The sequence below is a fragment of the Imperialibacter sp. genome (assembly GCF_040222815.1).
GTDB lineage: Bacteria > Bacteroidota > Bacteroidia > Cytophagales > Cyclobacteriaceae > Imperialibacter.
Genome location: NZ_JAVKCH010000055.1, coordinates 1 through 16,829 on the forward strand (window position 1 = coordinate 1; position 16,829 = coordinate 16,829).

A 16,829-nucleotide genomic window follows, 5' to 3' on the forward strand; every position below is an offset into this window, starting at 1 on the left:
CCAGTTGAGATCATAAAAATGGGAACACTTAATGCTGCTGAAATGATGAGTGCCCAGGACAGTTTAGGTTCAATTGAAGTAGGGAAAATTGCAAATATGGTATTGCTGAATAAGAACCCTATTGATGACATCAATAACACCCTACTAATTAATTCTGTAATTAAAAGGGGCCGAATTCAGAAGCGACTAGATCAATAAAAACGACCACCAGCAAACACTAAAATGAATATGCGAACTGAGCATTTTGAAAGGACATTGCAGATAGGAAACCTAACTGCTTCTAGTAACTGGGGCGCATACTCATTTTAGCTGAGCGTTATGTGCAGTGGTGGTATTGTTAAGATTCAACTTTTTATCATATGACAATTAGTGATTGATTATCACCAAATAGTTTTGCGCTAATGGAACCGCTAATCAATTATTTGTTGCAGTTTGATCAACTCAATCAACAACAGATTGACTTAATTACAAGCAAAACAACCTTCCTGGAACTGAAGAAGGATGAGTACTTCTCAGAAGCCGGGAAGACTCCTAAACGTATAGCATTTATACTGGAAGGTATTTTACGTGTATGCTATTACAACAGCAAGGGTGATGAGATCACAAAATATTTTATAGAGGAACATAATTTCGTGGTGGACATCAATAGCTACACTCAGAAAATTCCTTCATCAGAGTATGTCCAGGCTGTATCCACTTGCAGGCTTTTAATATTCACTACACAAGCTTGGGAAGAGCTTTCATCCACCATTATCCCCTGGGATGGTATCATTGCAAAAGTCACAGAGAGGGCTCTGATCGAAAAGGTCAATAAATTAAGCCCAATGCTCTCCGAAGATGCTACTTCCCGATACCTTGCTTTCCTTGAAAAATTCCCCTCACTTGCCAACAGGGTCCCTTTGTCTTATTTAGCCTCCTATCTAGGTATTACCCAGTCTTCATTGAGCCGAATAAGAAAAAATATTCGATAGACTGCTATTTGCCAAATGACAAATGATTTCATTTTTCGCTGCTTCAAGTTTGCAGTGTACAAAAAATATCAAAAATGAAATCAATAATTATTACGGGAGCTACAAGCGGTATCGGCTATGAATGTGCAATACAAATGGCCAAAATAGCACCTCATGAACAAATAATTCTGACCTGCAGAAACTTAGATTCTGGTCATCATACAATCCGCAGAATCAAACAAATGACAGGCCATAATCATCTAGTTTGCATGCCACTTGACTTAACTTCTTTACAGTCGATCAGAGATTTTAAAACGGCCTTTGCAAATCTTGAGTCGAAAGGAATTTCCGCATTAATCAACAATGCCGGTATCCAGAATATTGGAAAGACACAATACACAAAGGACGGATATGAAATTACCTTTGGAGTTAATCATGTTGCACCACTTTACCTAACCCTATTGCTTTTACCTTTTCTAGAAAAAAATGGAAGTATAGTCTTTACAGCCAGTGGTGTACACGATCCCAAACAAAAAACACCAATCTCCATACCAATTTTTCAAAATGCAAAATCATTAGCTTATCCTACGGAAAATGGTGATACTGACAAAATCAATGGAGAACGAAGATATTCAACCTCAAAACTGTGTAATATCCTGACAGTTTATAAACTTCATGAAATGCTATTAGAGACCAATATTCGCATCAATGCTTTTGATCCTGGGATGGTTCCAGGTACAGGCCTTGCGAGAACATATCCTTCATTTATGCAATTCTTATGGAAGAACATTTTTCCAATACTTGTCCTTCTCAAACCGAATGTAAATACCGCTAAAAACTCGGGTAAACGTTTAGCCAACCTTGCTTTTTCTGAAAAGTACAGAAGTGCTAGAGGGAAATACTTTGAGGGGGAAAAAGTAATTAGCTCTTCGGATGATTCTTACAACAAATCGTACCAGGAAGAACTTTGGAATTCTTCCTTAGAACTACTCAATATGAAACAAGAAGATATACCCATGCTATTGCAAAATGCAGGCACATAACAAACACTTCCATCCATAAGCTAACTGAGCTACCTGTCTGCCGACAGGCAGGTTTGCAAAGGCAAGTGCTATAAGATACTTTTATAGATATTTGAAAATCCAGCTTACGGATGATAGTTGGACGTATAAGCAAAATTCTAAAATTCACTCACCTTTTACAGCAACCCTTTTTTGCCAAGGAGCTCGAAAAACTTTTCCTGATAAGTTTTACCTATAGGGATTCGCATCTCTCCGATTTTGATGATCGATCTTTCGATGCTGTTGATCTTGTCAATGGCGATCAGGTAAGATCTATGAACACGAACAAAGTTGCTTTCTGGTAACACGCCTTCGAAGGAAGCAAAGTTTTGTAAGCACATGATTTGCTTACCCTCTGTGGTATGAATCCGCAAGTAGTCACTCATCCCCTCTACATATAGTATGGTGTCGATGAGCACTTTTTCGATTCGATATTCAGTCTTTACAAAAATGCTGTTGTTGGGAGCGTCTTTTGTTTGCCTGCGCCATGTCAATTCTTCATACACCTTGTCGACCGACTTCAAAAACCTCGTAAAATCAAACGGTTTTAGCAAATAGTCACTCACTTGTAGTTCATAGCCCTTGAGTGCGTATTGCTCGTAAGCGGTGGTTAAGATGACCAGAGGCTTTTGGGTAAGGCTCTCCAGCAACTCGATACCCGTCATGGCATCCATTTGAATGTCTAGAAACACCAAATCCACAGGATGTTCCTTCATGTACTTGAGCCCTTCGAGACTGCTTCTAAAACTTTCCTTGAGATCGAGGTAAGGCGATCTATGGATAAAACCTTTCAGTTTTTCAGCAGCCAACGGCTCATCTTCGATGATAATGCAGGAGAGGGTCATGTCATTTTGATGGATAGGTCTACTTCAAATAGGTTGTCTTGTGTTGATATCTGAAGATCAAAAGCATCGGCATACAGCAACTCCAACCTTCTGCGAGCATTGGCCAATCCTATGCCATGTCTCATTTCCTTGGTATCCTCTTTTTCAGGGCTAAAATAGTTTTGACAGGTCAATCGCACTAGCTGATCGGTCACATCCATATGGATCTTTATGGCTGGCATATTTGCTGGCTTTGACACAAACTTGAAGGCATTTTCAATAAATGGCAGAAATAGCAAGGGCGCTATGGTCAATTCATTTGCTGTGCTGTCAATCTTAAGCTCTATATATTCGGGATGTTCAAACCTCAAGCGCTGCAACTCAGTCAATTGACAGATATACTCCACTTCTTTTTCGATAGGTACTTCCTTGCCATCACTTTCATAAAGCATATACCGAAGTAATCCTGCCAATTTGATAAGCATAGCTGATGCCTCGTCTTGCGAGCGATAGATCAGCGTATCAATATTGTTGAGGGTATTAAAAAGAAAATGGGGGCTCAATTGGGCTTTCAACATGGCCAACTCATTGCGCAGCGACTGATTTTCCAGGGCAGTTTTGTTCTGCAGGTTTTGGTTCCAGCTGATAAATCCACGCAGCAAGCTGCCACATTGACTGATTAGAAATGACCCAACTACCCCTTCCAGCAGCTTCTGCGTGGCAAACGCTCTAAACTCAGGATAGAGCAGCCAGAACCCCCCGACAAAAACCAGGGACATCACTGCGCTGAACGATACAGCAACAATGAGATAGCTAAAGTACCTCCTGGTGTCAAGAAACAATGGCTGAAAGTAGCCATAGAAAGCATAGAAATTGATGATGCCCCACAACCCCAACAGAACAGCCGCCTCAGGGTTGGCAGACAAAAAGCCAATCTCCCCGGGATTAGCGCTGATGCTCATCCAGGACAAGGCAGCAAATGTGGTCCAAAACAAAAAATGGACAATAAAATAAAGCAGTTTTTGCATGTGTCCTTTGAGTAGGGGTCAGTTCCAGCAAATTAATTAACCGACTGTTGGCCTGAAACTTTTCGTTGCTGAAACTTTTCCCACTGGCGCCCAATGAGCTTGAGCATGACGGGATAAACAATAAGCAGTCGAAATGGCTTGATCAATTGCATATACACTTCCCCAAAAAGTCCTTTTGGCTTTACATATACCGTCATCTGTACCCCGTATTGGCCATTCTCTTTTAGGACCCGCCCGAAGTGAACAGCCGCCAGCACTGTTACATTCTCTATCTCCGATAGCATTTCTTCCTTCAAATCATAGACTGGCACAAAGTCAGCAAAACCAGTATATTCAACATCAAGTGTCGACAATCCTTCCTGGTTCGCATACCGCTTCCGAATGCTGCCAGCCGGCATTGTTTCTTTGGTCTTGGGCGTGTCCTCCCATCCCAATACTTTTCCAATGAAAAACCTAAGTCTAAACAGCCAACCGGCCAGTCCGCTCGAGGTGGTTGCTTCCAATGCCTGTACAAAAGAAGCATTTAACTCCCCTATGTATTGATCGGTATCCAACTCAACTGGCAGATCCCATACGTCTTCTATTCTTAGATCCGGTAAGAGTCGATGCACACGCCAGGCATGTTTGAGATGTTCTTCCTTATTGATTCGCATGACTTAGGTTTTTGGTTTGAAATAGTGGCAAAACAAAAAAGAAGGCAGCTACCGTTAAGAAGGTAGCAAATACAATACTCCCATTAGGAAAATAGAACTCCATCGCCAATCGTGACAAATAGAGCGTCGCAAACATCCCGATAAAAGCTCGGCCCGCATTATTAGACAAGAGTTTACCCGGCATTACCAACAGCACGAACGCCGTGTAGAAAAAGAAAACGATCAAGAATAAATTGAGCATTTGCATGATATTGCTATTATCCACACTTAGCTTCGATAACTCATCATGCCAATCAAATATGCTCCAAAAGCTGACGTGTAGGATTCCGACCAACAGGTTGATCACCCCACCAAGCCGAATGAACAGGACATGTTTTTTCATAACTTTTTTTGGCAAAGGATGCAGGATAATACCTATGCACAAAACGTAATCTGCGAACTGACGAATTGTATCTGCGAACGCTGTGATTTAGGAACTAAAGACTTCATTGGTAGTGTCATGCTCACTCCTTAATGTTGTCGATTGAAGCTCAAGGCAAAATGAGTGGGATACTTATCAGGAGGTTAGCATCAATTATCTAGATGAAGCACATTTTTCTGACGTTATCATTTTTCGCTATTTGTCTCGGTAGGTACGGACAAATGATGCTAACACGCCGCTTCACAATGAATGTGGCTTCATAGGTTTTCGATCATTTGCTGGCTTGGATTGTCCGCCACAAAGGTTAATTTTATCTGCCGAGCTATCGGTAGAGTGGATAAGTGCTAGAGAGGACTGAACTGCATTATAGCTCCATGCCTTGGCCAAGTTAGTCGTTACCCACCAAAGACTCAGAATGGTCAACCTAGCCAAACACATTATGGAGAACCTCATTAAATTTTTTAACAGCACCATCCCGCTTTCTGAAAAGATAATAAGTCTGATGGCAGGCATGTTTGTTTGTGATGAGCTGAAGAAGGGGGCGTATTTTGTGAAGACCGGAGAATATGCAAGGGAAATTGCCTTTCTGGAAACTGGCATTGTAAGGGCTTTTTACGTCAACAATGAGGGGAAGGAATATAACAAGACCTTCTTTTCAGCGCCTTCAATCATTGGCTCCTATGCGTCGCTGATCAGCAAGCAAAAGAACAATGTTGCTCAGCAGGCCCTTACAGATTGCAAAATTTGGAAAGCTTCGTTTCACGAAATAGAAAAGGTATCCGAGGGAAATTTTGAGATAGAAAGATTGAGGCGAATAATAGCCGAAAATTACTTTTTGAGTAATGAGAAAAAAGAACTCGAAATGGCTATGCTGGACGCTGACAAGCGATACCTGATCATGCAGGAGGAATATCCGGGAATTGAATTAAAAATACCACAATACCATATCGCCTCTTACCTTGGCATTAGCCCTACCCAATTGAGCAGAATTAGAAAAAACCGATCCCTCTGACCAGCATTTCTTTACATATGTAAATGCCCAGCCGTTTTTCATGCTCTTACTTTACAATTCAATTTTAACCAAAATCGATATTGTAATGGAAAGCAATGAACTCAGTTTTTTCAAAGGCTTATTTGTTGTTTCAGCACTTTGGAACCTCATAGGTGCCATTTTTGGCTATTTCAACACCGCTTTCACTTTTCATGGTTTTTTCAACAGGGAGTTAACAGATCCGCTATACTATGCCATCTATCAGGGGGCTTGGGGAACGACACTGGTCTATTTTATTGGCTACTCCATTGTGGCGTACAATCCGCTGAAACATACAGGAATTGTCATAGTTGGAGGAATTGGTAAAGTTGGCTTTGCCATTTCGTTGTTGAAGTTTTACCTGTCGGGGCTTGCCGGGCCTGTTGTGTTCATCGTCATCATCGGTGATTTCATTTTTTCGATTCTTTTCACGTATTACTTCTTCAGGCTGTATCAAACCAAAGAAAGTATCCTCTAATCAGCAGAAATCGTGAAAGTTAGCATATTGCTGATAAGCGCATTCGGGTTCTTGTCAATAGTATCTCATGCCCAACAGTCATGGGAAATTGACAGGGACAAAGACGGTATTATCGTTTACACGAAAGAAGAAGAAGGGTCAGCTTTCAAGTCTTTTAAGGCCGTTATGGCCGTCGTTGCGTCAACGGACGAAATAGTGGAAATACTGAAAAATGCGGATGATTACACCAAATGGTATGGTTACACAAAAACATCGGCACTCCTAAAGCAAGCGGGTGATGCACAATACAATTATGTGGAGACCATATTTCCATGGCCATACAGTAATAGAGACATGGTTTACCGCATGTCTGTTAATGTGTCTGCCAACGGAATAGTGAAAATTTTGCTGAAAGGAATCCCTGATTACGTGCCGGAAAAGCAAGGAATAGTGCGAATGAAAAAAGCAGAGGGGTATATTTTGTTGCAGCCGATAGACGGCAAAACAGAAGTGACCTATGTATTTCACTCCGAACCAGGAGATAATATTCCGCCATGGCTGGCCAACAATTCAATAGCTGAACTGCCTTTCCGAACATTGTCTGGGTTGAGAAAGATGCTTAACGAGTAAAATAAAATACATCCGGCCAATACCAAGGTCTCAATTTGATTTAAGAAACAACTGCAAAACAGAATCTGTTTGGTTATTAATTGGTAAATTGTTTTCGATAAAATTTGAAGAATATGGCCCTCATCATCAGTGACGAAACGCTTTCAAAGGCTAAAACATCTGCCGGTGAATTACTCATCGATGTGGCATGCTACCTGTATGATAAAAAAAGGATGAGTATGGGACAGGCTCGCCATTTGGCAAGTCTTGATCAAATGAGCTTTCAAAAGGAGCTAGCGAAGCGAGATATTAATATTCATTATTCTGAAGAGGACTTAAATAGTGATCTCAAGAATCTTGGAATTGATCTATGACCGTCGTTTGCGACACGTCATCAATTTCTAATCTTCTGCAAATAGGTCTTGTAAGTATTTTGCACACACTCTATGGGCAAGTGTTAATCGCTCCTGCTGTGCAAAGAGAGTTGAGGGCATTCTCCGATCATGGTGAACAGATAGACCAATTTAGTTGGATAAATGTAAGGGCACCAGAAAACCGTGAGATGTTAGCTCAATTACTCGAAATGCTCGATTTGGGAGAGTCTGAGTCCATCATTGTGGCAATCGAAAGTGATGCAAACTACCTGATAATTGATGAATATAAAGGAAGAAAAATAGCTGAATTGTACGGGGTCAAAATATCTGGAATACTTGGGGTGTTGATTCAGGCTAAAAAGCTAGGTTTGATTTCATCAGTCCAAGAAAATATCAAGAAGCTCGTCGAGATTGGATTCAGGCTTGACAAATCACTTGTGGAAAGGGTGCTTAAGAGCCTCGGTGAAGTGAAGGGCGATTAAACCTTAGGTTCAAAAGAGTATTAAAAAAGGCTCCGATCTCCCGGAGCCTTTCAATTTACCTTTCTCCAAAAAATTTAAGGGGTTATTATGCGTAGTTTGGCAGAGCAACCCCTCTAATCGATTAACTCGATTTTCCCTCAGATTCTCCTGACGCAAGGAAGAGACTCTGAGGATGAAGAATCCAATCACCATTTTTGGGTAGGGGTTATTACTCAGAGACCCTTGTAGGAGATTCTTGGCTCTTGCCAATTGATGGCTGCAGACTTACCAGGGTAAAATTTACTTACTAGTTGTAAACGAGGGTAAAACTTTCGTATTTTTACCCTCTTTGAGTTGTCAAGGGTAATATTTACCTCCTTAAATGCCAGGCTTTAATCGAGAACTACCATACAATGCGTTGCCTTTGCTGCCTCCAAAAGAAGGAGTGGAGACCAAGCCGGTATTGATTAAAGCCATCGCCGCCAGCAGAGCACTGGCTCAATTGAACGGTGCACTTTTAAACCTGCCGAACCCAACACTATTTCTGGATACTATCAACTTGCAGGAAGCCAAAGCGAGTTCAGCCATTGAGAATATTATTACTACTAACGACGACTTGTATAAGGCCATTGTAGCAGAGAAGATGTTTGAGAAATCGGCCACTAAGGAGGTTTTGAGCTATAAAGAGGCAATTTGGCTGGGTCTAAGTAGATTAGAAGCGAAACCTTTCATTACAACTAATCTTTGTATTGAAATTGTTCAGTGTATAAAGAAAAACACAGGTGGCATCCGAACAACTCCTGGAACCACTTTAGCTAACCAAAAAGGCGAAGTAATATACACCCCTCCCTCTGGTGATGAAATCATCAGGGACAAGTTGGCGAATCTGGAAAAGTTCATTAATGATTACGACGGACTGGATCCGTTGATCAAAATGGCTATTATTCATTACCAGTTTGAGGCGATTCACCCTTTTGCAGATGGAAATGGAAGGACAGGCAGGATCTTATTGCTGCTTTACCTGAAGTTGAGCAAGCTGCTGGACATACCAGCTATTTACTTAAGCGAGTACATCATTGAAAACAAGGCGGAGTATTACCGCAATATAAGAGGAGTAACTGAGGCGGGTGATTGGGAAAGTTTTATTCTTTACATGCTTGAAATGGTAGAAACGACTGCAAAGAATGGGTTAATCCGCCTTGAAAAGGTGGTTTCGTTGATGACGACAATGGCTGAGGAGATAAAGCAGGAGTTGCCCAAAACATATTCTAAAGATTTGATAGAGGTGCTTTTCAGGCTTCCGTATACCAAAAGACAGTTTTTGATCGACGCCGGACTAGGAACTCCCAAAACCGTAGGAAATTATCTTCTTTCCTTGGAAGCCAGAGGCTTTTTAAGTGCTACTAAAGTCGGAAAAGAGAAACTATATCTTAACAGGCGGCTCATGGAAATACTGGAAGGCTAGGGAAATGAAAAGGCTCCGATCTCCCGGAGCCTTTCAATTTATCTTTCTCCAAAAAATTTAAGGGGTTACTATGTGTTGTCTGGCAGAGTAACCCCCTTTAATCGCTTAGTTCTTATACGCCTTGTCCAAAAACACATACCGGGCGTCGTCTTTCGCATCTACTGCTTTGGATTCCACATCGATAATCATAACCGGAGGCGTTGTGTCCTTCGCTTCAGCGGCTGGCCAGTTAGGTACGCCATCACCGTTGGGATTGCCGGTTTTAATGAAGTTGGCAAAGAAATTTTCCATGGTTTCTGACACTTTGAAGTCGTCCGGCGTCCAGGCATAGTCGTCGACCAGGTAAAGGTTGCCCATGCAATATTCAATTTCTGAGGCATGAGAAGCACCAACTGGTTCCGGCATTTTGGGTGCATTTTCATCTTTCTTCACAGTGCCGCCCGCCAAACCTGAAGCAAGTGTTTGGTCTCTCAGTGGAGGCCTCACTCTGCTGAACAGGTAGCGATACACTGGCTGGTTGCTATTTTTTCTGTGCAGGTCAAACCACTTCCAGGTGCTGTAGGAAATGAATCTGTCGGAAGCAAGTGCGGTGGCTGAAAGCTCGATCTCTTTTTCTGAGCCATAAGGATAGAGCTTCAGCACTTCTTTGTGGTCGTCCGGATATACTTCCTTCACTTTGGCCACATAGCTTTCTTCGTTGTAGGGCTTGCCCTGCATAAAGGCCATGCCAGGGATTTCCGCAGAGTTCCAGCCCAGCAGTAGCGGCACCATGGCCTGCTCTTTGGCATTGAAAATCTGCGGGATAGTCTTAGGGTAAAAGTACCCATCGATCACTGTAGGGAAGCCGAAGCGTCTGGACGCCTGGTAAATCTCATAAACTTCCTTGGTGCTAAGGGCTCTCAGTTCTTTCAGCGTTGGGTAGCCAGCTTTTTGCGCAAACTCCAGTCCTGTCTTTTCAGCCTCCGTCAATGGCACAGGAGCCAATGTTGGATTAATGGCTGCGCCACTTTCTCCAATAGCACCAGCAATCAAATCCTTGGAAAGGGGAGAGGCCATTTGTGCGCTTACCGAAATAGAACCTGCCGACTCGCCTGCAATAGTTACCTTCTTAGGGTCGCCACCAAAAGCAGCGATGTTTTTCTGCACCCACTTCAGGGCAGCGTTTTGGTCCAGCAAACCGTAGTTGCCTGAGCCTTTGTAGGGTGACTCAGCACTCAACTCTGGGTGAGCGAAAAAGCCGAAGATGGCCAGGCGGTAGTTAACTGTTACAACGACAATGCCCTTTTTGGCCATGCTGGCACCGTCGTAGCGTGGCTCGGAGCCATCGCCCGCTACAAAGCCGCCACCGTAGAAGTACACAAGCACAGGAAGTCCGGTTTCTTTGGCTTTAGCGGGTGACCACACGTTCAGGTAGAGGCAGTCCTCGCTGATGCCGTCGGAGCGGAAGTTCATATCGCCGAACACCGCTGCTTGCACGGCACGTGGGCCAAATTTCTTGGTTTGTTTTACACCACTCCAGTTCTCCACTGGCTGTGGAGCTTTCCATCTCAGTTCACCGACAGGTGGTTTGGCAAATGGAATGCCGAAGTACATTGATAAGCTGGTAGTCACATCGTAGTTGCCTTCGATGGTGCCATTTTCAGTTTTAGCTTGAACGGGGAAACTATTGTTTTTCTGTGCCATGGCTGTAGCGCTGATCAAACATAGCCACCCCACGAGTAAGGTGAGTTTTTTCATATGTAAGTGGGTGTTTTATTATTGTCTCAATTTGTAACAATAATAACCAGTATTTTGGAGAACTCCTATTTATTTTGAATTATTGGGAGTAGAGAAGAAGCCAAAAGCAATGTCGTGCCACCAACTCGGCTGTTGCCTTCGTTGTGGGCACGACATGGGCAACACTCATCATTCAAATGGACAGAACAGATTATCTTCCTCATATTGCTTACGACTCAGTCATTTTTGGCTTCTCTGGTGATAAGCTGAAAATCCTGATCATGGAGTATCACAACACGAAACTGTTCGCCTTGCCAGGGGGCTTTGTGGGAATAAAGGAGGATTTGAATGACGCCGTGCGCCGGGGTTTGAAAGAACGAACCGGTCTCGACGATATATACCTGGAGCAGTTTTATACTTTCGGCGACATGGCCCGTTTCAAGCCAGAGGTGATGAAAACCATTCTTCAGGCGATAGATGACAACGTGTCGGACGATCACTGGCTGCTGGAGCGCTTTATCTCCGTGGCGTATTATGCCCTTATCGATTATGAGAAAGTGGTGCCCCGGCCTGATGCTATTTCTGATTCATGTACATGGTATGACGTAGACGGCCTGCCAAAACTGATGCTTGACCACCAAAAAATCGTCAACAAAGCGCTTCAAACGCTCAGGCAAAACCTTGACCACAAGTTGACCAACCTGCTGCCGGAAAAGTTCACCATGAAAGAGTTGCAGTCGGTGTATGAGGCGATTCTGGGGGAAAAGCTACGCCGCACTACCTTCCAGCGCAAGTTGCTGGCGTCTGACCTGCTGGTGCGGCATGAGAAGCTGTACAATGGAGGAGCGCACAAGGCGCCGTTTTTATATTCGTTTGCAAGGAGTGAGGATTTGAGGAGCTGAGGAATCGAGTATTTGAGAACAATGCATCAAATACTCGATTCCTCAAATCCTCAGCCACTTACAGCGTTTCCCCAACAAATTCCACGAACCTTTCCACTTCCGCTTTTGAGTTGTAGATATGTGTCGATACCCTGATGGCATCGAGATGACTTTCAGGCACCACCCTCAATCGGAAACTGGCTTTGGCACCCAATGTGTTGAATTCCTTGTAGCCAATATTTTTCGGTTTAAAGGTGATCATGCAAATGCGTGAGGCCTCTTCAACAGGAGTGAGGATATTAAGTTTTTGTTTGAATTGACTGAGTCCATCGAACAGGAGCGAGGAAAGCTCTTTTACCCTGTTCTCAATTTTTTCTTTACCCACAGAGGAATGAAACTCTGCCGAAGCTGCAGCCCCCATGTACATAGGTTTGCTTTGTGAACCGTAGTCAAAACGATGGGCGGTAGGTACATTAGGACCCATTTGTGGTGGGTTGCTGTACAGATCCCAGCCTGTGTCGGAATAAGCACCTACCTGATATGCCTGCAAAGTGTCGAGTAGCTCCTCTCTCACATAAAGGAACCCCGTGCCATTCGGCCCCAGCATCCATTTGTGGCAGGAGGTGGCGTAGAAATCGCAGCCGAGCTCCCTCAAGTTCAGGTTGAAAGTACCAGACCCATGGGCGCCGTCGATGGCAGTGAAAATACTTTTGCTGCGGGCCCATGCGGTAATTTCTTTGATGGGTAGCACCAGGCCTGTGGTGCAGGTGATATGGGGTATTGCTATCACTTTTGTTTTTGGCGTCACCAGCGCTTTGATCCTGGCCAGGTTTTCGTCTGCTGTCATGGCTGGTTCGAAGGGTTTGAGCACGATGCCGTGTAGTTTGGCCCGATTGAGCCAGGGCAGGGCATTGCCCACATGTTCATGTAAAGTCACAATCACCTCATCGCCAGCTTTCAGGGGTAGCCCCCAGGTCACGATGTTGATACCTTCAGTGGTGTTGTGTGTCAGGCTGAGCTCCTCAGTTTTTACTCCCACAAAAGTTGCCAGTACTTCCCTGGCTTTATCAGTATGACCATACTCGCCCGAGCTATTTGTCTCGTCCAAGTACTTTTTGATGGTGTCAAGCACAGGTGTGGGCGACGGACCGAAAGTGCCATTGTTGAAGTAGACCCGCTTATCTTGAAGCGGAAAAGCTTTTCTTAATTCAGTCCAGTAGGCCTCGCCCTCGGCTGTTGGGAATTGGAAAGAAGCTGGTGCAGTTGATAGAAATGGTATGGCGGAGATACCGATGGCACTTTTGGAGGCTCGTCGTAGAAAGCTGCGTCTATTGCTCATAACCACTAATTTCTACTCCTTATTTAAAACAGACAAGGTTTTATTTTTAAAAGGATTGGTGAAAAGGCGATACAATCGCCTGTTTCATCCCTTCCCGTTGCAAACGGGAAGGATAGAAGATAGGCTGGCTACCCTGTTATTTATTCTCAAACGATTTATCAGGATACGCTGGCACTGGCGGTACTGGCCTTGGGTCTTCTTTGATCTTCTTTTGCAAAAACGCTATCGCTGCTTTCAGTTGCGCATCCTCACCCTGGAAGGTGGCATGGGGCAGGTTGTCTACCACAATGTCTGGTTCGAAGCCATGGCCTTCCACCAACCACTTGCCTTCGGGCCCATACACACCCATCATGGGCGCACGGGCAATTCCACCGTCACTCAAAGTGTTTGCGCCGCTTAGCCAGATTTCTCCGCCCCAGGTACGGGTACCAATGGCCGTGCCCAGCTCCAGTCTTTTGAAACCGTCGGCGAATGACTCCCCATCGGATGCCGTGTTTTGGTCCACCAGAATGACAATATGCCCTCTGAAAGCATATTGCATATTCCAGTACGGCTTGCCAGAGCGGCTTTTCCAATACATCCATGCTTTTCTTAGCAGCTTCTCCAGCACAAAGCTTTCGATATTTCCACCCCGGTTGTGCCGAACATCAATGATCAGGCCTTGTCGGTCAAACACCGGATAGAATTCCCGGTACCACTGCTCAAGGTCGCTGCTGCCCATGGCTTGCAGGTGTACATAGCCTACGCTATTGGCTGTAGCTTTGTCTACTTCCAATCGCCTGGAATACTCCCAGTCCCGGTAGCGAAGGCTGTATGGATTGCTCATAGGTACCACGATCACATCCTTTTCGACCGTGCCACGCTTCACACTCATTCGCACCTGCTTACCGGCCTGGTTGCGGATAAGCTCTCCAATATCCACGGCACTCAAAGCAGCCTTCCCATTTACGCTGGTGATCACATCGCCCACCTTTATGTCGAGGTAAGGGTCGTCCAGTGGTGATTTTTCGTCCGGGTAATCCGGATCCGCTTTGTAAATGTAGTCGATGCTGTAACCGCCTTTACTCTCATCCCTTGTGCAGATAGCTCCCAGGCTTGCTACAACGACATCCAGGGCATCTTCTCTAGTGTCGCCGCCCCTTACGCTTGTGTGCAGGGCAGAAAGTTCACCAACAAAGCGGCCAATCAGGTCGGAAAGCTCTTCTCTGGTAGTAACCCTATCCACGAGGGGCAGGTATTTGGCATGCATGGTATCCCAGTTGACGCCGTGCATGTTTTTATCGTAGAAATAATCCCTTTCCATGCGCCAGGCATCTGTGAAAATCTGTTCCCAGTCTTCTTTGGGGGTAATGGCAAACTTCCAGCCACTTAGGTCGATCTTCTTATCATTGAGGTCAGCTACCTTGCTTGTGCCTGTTTCAACCATGTAGTAATTCCGTTGCTTTACCACCAGCATTTTCTCGCCGTTTCCTGTCAGGTTGAAGCCGTTGATGTCTTCGATCATCGTGACCAGCTTGGGGTCGTCGTTGGTGATCTTTACCACGCCAACGTGGGTTTTGGCACCAACACCTGTTTCTCTGCTCAGCAGGTAAAGGCCTTTTTTTGTTACTTCAAGTCCTCTGTAATTGCCAGGGCTCACGGGCACTTCTTCAATTCTTTCGGCGATGCCGTCTTTGTCTATTTTTACGGCAACTGCAGGTTTGGCTTCCTCCTTCTTATCACCCTCCTTACTGTCTGGCTTTTCTGTTTTAACCGCTAATTCATCATCTGGCCGGAAGGGCGACCTGGTGCCTTTTTGAAGGGCAATGTGGTAAATCTTTTCGCTGGCATCGAAGTAGGGTTCGGGTTGCCTTGCACCCCATGGCGAGCCTACCAATGTGGTAAAGCTGCGATCTGATAAAAAGTAAATGAACTTGCCGTCGGGACTCCAGGCCGGCCAAAGGCTGTTGGCTCTGTCAGTAGTAATTGGAAAGCTATCGCCCGTGTCGACATTGGATACAAATAGCTGAGCCATGGTGTTATTGGCAGACTGTACAAAGGCTATCCACTTGCTGTCGGGCGACCACGAAAATTGACCTACCCCTTCTTCATTGGTAGATATTCTTTTGCTCACACCTGTGGCAATGTTGAGAATGAACAGATGTGCTTCCAGGTCGTCGTAAGCCAGCCACTTGCCGTCGGGAGAGGGTGCTCCTCTGTATCTCAGCACGGTGCCGTCTTTTGAGAGGGCTTTGTGCACACCAATGCCGTTTGCTGGCATGCTGATGAATTCAAACTCTCCGCTTTCGTCTGACAATGTGTAGATGTTTTTGCCATCGGCCGAGAAAACGGCATCCCGAAAGCGGACATCTTTCTTGTCGGTGAACTCCACTGTTCTGCCCGACTTCACAGGCACCACAAACACCCGCCCTCTGGCTGTGATCACTATTCGGTCTCCTTCTTTATCGGGTGAAGCTGAGCTGATGTACTTTGCAGGATTGTCTACCCATCTTTCCCTAAGCTGATCGAGGTCAGTAGGGATTCGGATGTCAATTTTGTTTTGGGCGTTGTCAGGAATGCTGTAATGCCAGATATCGGCACCCCACTGGTAAACAATGTGGCCGTTGGAAAGACCAGCGTCCCGAACGTCAAAGTCTTTGTGGGTGGTGTGCTGAGTTAGGTCTGCACCATTCTCATCAATCGACCAGACGTTCATGGTGCCGTCACGGTCGGTGATGAAATAGACACGCCCATCGTACCACATGGGGTGGTGGCTTTCACCTGCATAGCCGAGCGTAAGCTGAACTGCCTCCGGGCTTCCTTCGGTATACTTCCAAATCTGTCGGGCGGTGCCTCCTTTGTACCTCTTGGTCACATTGCCATGGTACGACGGCCTTACGAAGTATACCGTTTTGCCGGTGGCGTCGAAGGACGCTTCACTTGCCTGAGCCAGAGGAATTCTTGTTTTCTTTTTTGTTGCGGGGTCAATGGTCACCAGCTGACGATCGGGGAGGGTAGCATACGCCCTGGTGTCGTACACCACTTTTCCGTCGGGCGTCCAGCAGTTCATCGTGGAGGGGTCGCTCTCAAATGTCCAGCGGGTGGGTAAACCACCGGAGATCGGCATGGTGTAAATCTCCTGCGGCCCTTCGTAGCTCGCAGAGAAGGCAATGGTGGTGCCATCTGGAGAAATGGCGGCGTCCGTTTCTTCCTCCGCATGGGTGGTGAGTCGCTGAGCCAATCCGCCGGTAAGCGGCACGATCCAGATGTCTCCCTCAGCGGTGAAAACGACTGTGTTCCCGTGAATGTTAGGGAAGCGGTAATAGCCTTCAATGCCCTGGGCGAAAACAGCAGTTTGTATGAGAAGTAGGGAAAGTGCTAAAAAGGAGAGTAGCTGCTTATTCAATTGGAGATTCATAGGAATGGTCTTTTTGGGTTGAATGCAATATCTGAGTCTAATCAGGAAAATACTTGGTGTCCAAGATCCAACTGCCTCATGGAGGCTGTCTACGGGATTATACAATGCAACAATTTAGTGCTTTCTGGAGGAAAGTATTCTCCATTTATGTATTTGCATTCTT

17 protein-coding genes are annotated in these 16,829 nt (G+C 45.1%); 10 read left to right on the forward strand and 7 right to left on the reverse strand.

What is annotated here, in order from left to right:
* From RIF36_RS25875 to RIF36_RS25885, 3 genes are all read left to right on the forward strand, one after another.
* A partial coding sequence (locus tag RIF36_RS25875) for an amidohydrolase family protein (protein WP_350149703.1) occupies positions 1-198 on the forward strand: 198 nt, incomplete at its 5' end.
* Between the two features lie 203 nt (positions 199-401).
* On the forward strand, positions 402-971 hold the full coding sequence (locus tag RIF36_RS25880; protein WP_350070429.1) for a Crp/Fnr family transcriptional regulator: 570 nt from the start codon (positions 402-404) through the stop codon (positions 969-971).
* A gap of 74 nt (positions 972-1,045) precedes the next feature.
* Positions 1,046-1,993 carry an SDR family NAD(P)-dependent oxidoreductase gene (locus RIF36_RS25885; protein ID WP_350129553.1) on the forward strand — a complete coding sequence of 316 codons (948 nt, stop codon included), beginning with the start codon at positions 1,046-1,048 and terminating at the stop codon, positions 1,991-1,993.
* A 155-nt stretch (positions 1,994-2,148) separates the two neighbouring features.
* Here RIF36_RS25885 and RIF36_RS25890 read toward each other — a convergent pair whose 3' ends face one another.
* From RIF36_RS25890 to RIF36_RS25905, 4 genes are read right to left on the reverse strand one after another with little or no spacing between them, the layout of a single operon-like run.
* Positions 2,149-2,856 (reverse strand): LytR/AlgR family response regulator transcription factor, encoded by a 708-nt coding sequence (locus tag RIF36_RS25890; protein ID WP_350070423.1) that lies wholly within the window; start codon positions 2,854-2,856, stop codon positions 2,149-2,151.
* A complete protein-coding gene (locus RIF36_RS25895; protein WP_350070420.1) occupies positions 2,853-3,863 on the reverse strand; it encodes a sensor histidine kinase in 1,011 nt (336 codons plus the stop codon). The genes RIF36_RS25890 and RIF36_RS25895 overlap by 4 nt, the downstream gene beginning before the upstream one ends.
* 32 nt (positions 3,864-3,895) lie before the next feature.
* Positions 3,896-4,516, reverse strand: coding sequence for a DUF2867 domain-containing protein (locus RIF36_RS25900; protein WP_350070417.1), 621 nt, complete (start codon positions 4,514-4,516; stop codon positions 3,896-3,898).
* Positions 4,503-4,898 (reverse strand): hypothetical protein, encoded by a 396-nt coding sequence (locus RIF36_RS25905; protein WP_350070414.1) that lies wholly within the window; start codon positions 4,896-4,898, stop codon positions 4,503-4,505. Before RIF36_RS25905 ends, RIF36_RS25900 begins: the two co-directional genes overlap by 14 nt.
* Positions 4,899-5,376: 478 nt before the next feature.
* Here RIF36_RS25905 and RIF36_RS25910 point away from each other — a divergent pair, with 478 nt between their 5' ends.
* The 6 genes from RIF36_RS25910 (at position 5,377) to RIF36_RS25935 (ending at position 9,333) form a co-directional block, all read left to right on the forward strand.
* Positions 5,377-5,949: a Crp/Fnr family transcriptional regulator gene (locus RIF36_RS25910; protein ID WP_350129550.1), complete on the forward strand. Its 573-nt coding sequence runs from the start codon at positions 5,377-5,379 to the stop codon at positions 5,947-5,949.
* An 85-nt stretch (positions 5,950-6,034) separates the two neighbouring features.
* Positions 6,035-6,445, forward strand: a complete 411-nt coding sequence (locus tag RIF36_RS25915; protein WP_350129547.1) for a hypothetical protein — start codon at positions 6,035-6,037, stop codon at positions 6,443-6,445.
* A gap of 12 nt (positions 6,446-6,457) precedes the next feature.
* On the forward strand, positions 6,458-7,054 hold the full coding sequence (locus RIF36_RS25920) for an START domain-containing protein (protein ID WP_350129544.1): 597 nt from the start codon (positions 6,458-6,460) through the stop codon (positions 7,052-7,054).
* 113 nt (positions 7,055-7,167) lie between these two features.
* On the forward strand, positions 7,168-7,407 hold the full coding sequence (locus RIF36_RS25925; protein ID WP_350070402.1) for a UPF0175 family protein: 240 nt from the start codon (positions 7,168-7,170) through the stop codon (positions 7,405-7,407).
* Positions 7,404-7,889 carry a PIN domain-containing protein gene (locus RIF36_RS25930; protein ID WP_502880864.1) on the forward strand — a complete coding sequence of 162 codons (486 nt, stop codon included), beginning with the start codon at positions 7,404-7,406 and terminating at the stop codon, positions 7,887-7,889. Before RIF36_RS25925 ends, RIF36_RS25930 begins: the two co-directional genes overlap by 4 nt.
* 361 nt (positions 7,890-8,250) lie before the next feature.
* Positions 8,251-9,333 carry a Fic family protein gene (locus tag RIF36_RS25935; RefSeq protein ID WP_350129538.1) on the forward strand — a complete coding sequence of 361 codons (1,083 nt, stop codon included), beginning with the start codon at positions 8,251-8,253 and terminating at the stop codon, positions 9,331-9,333.
* Positions 9,334-9,438: 105 nt separating this feature from the next.
* Here the strand turns inward: RIF36_RS25935 and RIF36_RS25940 are convergent, their stop codons facing one another.
* The gene (locus RIF36_RS25940; RefSeq protein WP_350129535.1) at positions 9,439-11,070 is read right to left on the reverse strand and encodes a carboxylesterase/lipase family protein; all 1,632 of its coding nucleotides are present in this window, start codon (positions 11,068-11,070) and stop codon (positions 9,439-9,441) included.
* A gap of 176 nt (positions 11,071-11,246) precedes the next feature.
* Here RIF36_RS25940 and RIF36_RS25945 point away from each other — a divergent pair, with 176 nt between their 5' ends.
* Positions 11,247-11,951: an NUDIX hydrolase gene (locus tag RIF36_RS25945; protein ID WP_350129532.1), complete on the forward strand. Its 705-nt coding sequence runs from the start codon at positions 11,247-11,249 to the stop codon at positions 11,949-11,951.
* A 58-nt stretch (positions 11,952-12,009) separates the two neighbouring features.
* Here the strand turns inward: RIF36_RS25945 and RIF36_RS25950 are convergent, their stop codons facing one another.
* Both RIF36_RS25950 and RIF36_RS25955 read right to left on the reverse strand, forming a co-directional pair.
* Positions 12,010-13,269 (reverse strand): aminotransferase class V-fold PLP-dependent enzyme, encoded by a 1,260-nt coding sequence (locus RIF36_RS25950; protein ID WP_350129529.1) that lies wholly within the window; start codon positions 13,267-13,269, stop codon positions 12,010-12,012.
* Between the two features lie 136 nt (positions 13,270-13,405).
* On the reverse strand, positions 13,406-16,666 hold the full coding sequence (locus RIF36_RS25955) for a S41 family peptidase (protein ID WP_350129526.1): 3,261 nt from the start codon (positions 16,664-16,666) through the stop codon (positions 13,406-13,408).
* Between the last annotated feature and the right edge of the window lie 163 nt (positions 16,667-16,829).